At 71.0% G+C, this 2,518-nt stretch carries 2 protein-coding genes and 1 pseudogene; all 3 read right to left on the bottom strand.

From position 1 onward, the window contains the following. A pseudogene (aroE, locus tag AC1D01_RS29725) lies at positions 1-327 on the bottom strand (shikimate dehydrogenase); the annotation flags it as partial. 24 nt (positions 328-351) lie between these two features. Then, a complete protein-coding gene (locus AC1D01_RS29720) occupies positions 352-1,212 on the bottom strand; it encodes an energy transducer TonB (RefSeq protein ID WP_477872836.1) in 861 nt (286 codons plus the stop codon). 7 nt (positions 1,213-1,219) lie between these two features. Further along, positions 1,220-2,518, bottom strand: a 1,299-nt coding sequence (locus AC1D01_RS29715) for a ribonuclease catalytic domain-containing protein (RefSeq protein WP_477872834.1), incomplete at its 5' end; no start/stop codon positions are given.

Here is a 2,518-nt window from a genome sequence, read left to right as displayed (position 1 = left end):
GTCGCGCCCCCGGCCGCAGCCGTCGGCGTTGTCGGCCAGCCAGCCGTCGCGCTCGTCGAAGCGCAGGATGTTGGCGGCCCCGGCCAGCGCCGCGCGGTCGGTGCGCCGTGCCGCCAGGTCGAAGGCGTCGAACTTGAACGGCACCGTGACGTTGCAGYCGCGCCCGCCTTCGTCGGCGAAGCGGCGCACGGTGTCGGCGAAGCCGTCCAGCGGGCACAGCAGCCGGTCGTAGTGCAGCGCCTGGCCGGTCTGTTCGGCGAAGCGCGCGTGGATGAACGGCGACTGGCTGTGCTGCACCGGATTGCCGGCGACGACGTAGCGGTCCATGGGTGTGTCTCGTCTCGGCGCGCCTCAGCGCGTCTCGGGGGCGCTCAGCGTGGTCTCGAGGCCTTCTTCGCGGGTGAAGCGGAAGCGCGAGGTGATCACCAGCTGGTCGGCGCGCTTGCGCATCTCGGTGCTGAACTGGCCGAACGGCGCGGCCGCGCGCACGATGGCCTGGGCGCGCTTGTCGAGCAGCGGCGACTTCGACGGCCGCACGATCTCGGTCTCCAGCACGCGGCCGGCGGCATCGATCGTGATCACCATCATCAGCTCGCCGTAGATCTTCTTGCCCTGCGACTCGGGGAAGTTGCGGGTGCCGCGGTCCTCGATCTTGCGGCGCAGCGAGTCGTAGTAGATCGCGTACAGCTCCTCGCGCGTGGCCGGGCTGATGTAGCGCTTCTTCGGCCGCGAGTTCTCTTCATTGATGCGCTTTTCGATCTCGGCCAGCAGCTGCATCAGCTGGCGGCGGCGCTCCTCCTGCGCGCGCGCCTGCGGATCGCCGCGGTCGCGCTTCGGGTCGGGGGCCGGCAGGTAGGCCAGCTCGCGGCGCACCTGCGCGAGCAGCTGCTGCTGGGTTTCCTGCAGCTGCTCGATCTGCTTGTGGGCTTCGTCGGCCGAGTCGCCGAGCTCGATCAGCGCCGACGACGGCAGCGGCGAGGTGGCGCGGCCGCGCTCGGCCTCGCCGCCGCCGGCCAGGTTGCGCTGCGCGATCGCCTGCGGCTTGACCGGGGCCTCGGCCGAGCTGCCGTTGACGAGGATCACCTCCAGCGGCGTGTCCTGGAACACGCGGTTGAAGCCCTCCGGGTCGACGAAGCGCACCACCAGCAACAGGGCATGCACGCCGATCGACACCGCGAGCGCGATCTGCAGGGTGGAGAACTTCTTCAGCATCGGTCTCTCAGGCGGCAGGGGTGGCGGCGGTGGCCGCATCGGAGGAGGGAGCTTCTTCGTCGCCTGCATCGGCGGCCACGTCGATCGCGAGCGTCAGCGGACCGGCGGCCACCTCCTCGCTGTCGGCCTCGGCATCCTCGACGACCGCGTCATCGGCCGAGGTGTCCGGATCGTCGATGCGCGACAGCACGCTCGCATGCACGTCCAGCGTCAGCAGGTCGGTGCCGGTGATGCGCACCTTCACGCGCGCGCCGCGCGGCAGCCGGTCGGCGCCGACCGCGCGGAACACGAGCGGCAGCGTGTCGGCGCGCACCAGGCCTTCCTTCATGACCGCGGCGTCGAGTTCGGCGATGCCGTTCTGCTCCAGGTACTTCAGCGTCCAGTAGCGCTCGATGCCCGACTGGAAGCCGTTGTAGGCGCTGTAGGCCGCATCGAAGCTGGAGATCACCGAGAACAGCGCGGCATCCTTCGGCTTGAACGGCGCGGCCAGCGCCGCGGTGCGGCCGTGGCGCGCGCAGGCGACGATCTGCCACTGGTTCAGCAGGTCGACATAGCGGCGCAGCGGCGACGTGGCCCAGGTGTACTGCGCGACGCCCATGCCGGCGTGCGGCGCGGCCTTGGTGCCCATGCGCACCTTGACGCCCGGCGCCATGCTGGCCTGGCTGCGGTAGATGCCGGGCACGCCGAGCTCGTTGAGCCAGCCGCCCCAGGTGCTGTTGGCGAGGATCATCGCCTCGGCGACGATCAGGTCGAGCGGCGAGCCGCGCTGGCGCGTGCCGATGCTGACGCGCTCGTGGCCCTGCGGCTCGGCGCCGTCATTGCCGTCGAGCTTGAAGTTGTAGTCGGCGCGGTTGAACAGCTCCGGCTTGCCGCGCACCTGCTCGCGGCCGGCCTTCAGGTGGCGGGCCAGGCGGAAGCAGAACGCGAGTTGCGGCGCGAACTCGTAGCCCGCCGGCGCCTCGCCGAGCAGCGTGGCCTCGGTGATCACCGCGTCGAGCTGGTCGTGGCGCAGGTTGGCGGYGATCGGCACCCGCTCGAGCTTCGTCTCGCTGCCGGTCACCTTCAGCGTGGCCTCGTCGAAGCTGACGTACAGCGACACGGCCGGGCAGTCGCGCCCGGCCTGCAGCGTGTAGGCCTGCACCACGTCGTCGGGCAGCATCGTCAGCTTGTAGCCCGGCATGTAGACGGTCGACAGCCGGTCGCGCGCGACCTTGTCGACCGGGCTGTCGGGCGCGATCGCGAGGCTGGGCGCCGCGATGTGCACGCCGAACACCACGGTGCCGCTGCCCAGGCCCTGCACCGACAG

Source organism: Rhizobacter sp. P3_B12, from assembly GCF_056402895.1.
The sequence above is the reverse complement of the archived record's forward strand: the minus strand, read 5'-3'. Positions and strand labels throughout refer to the sequence as shown.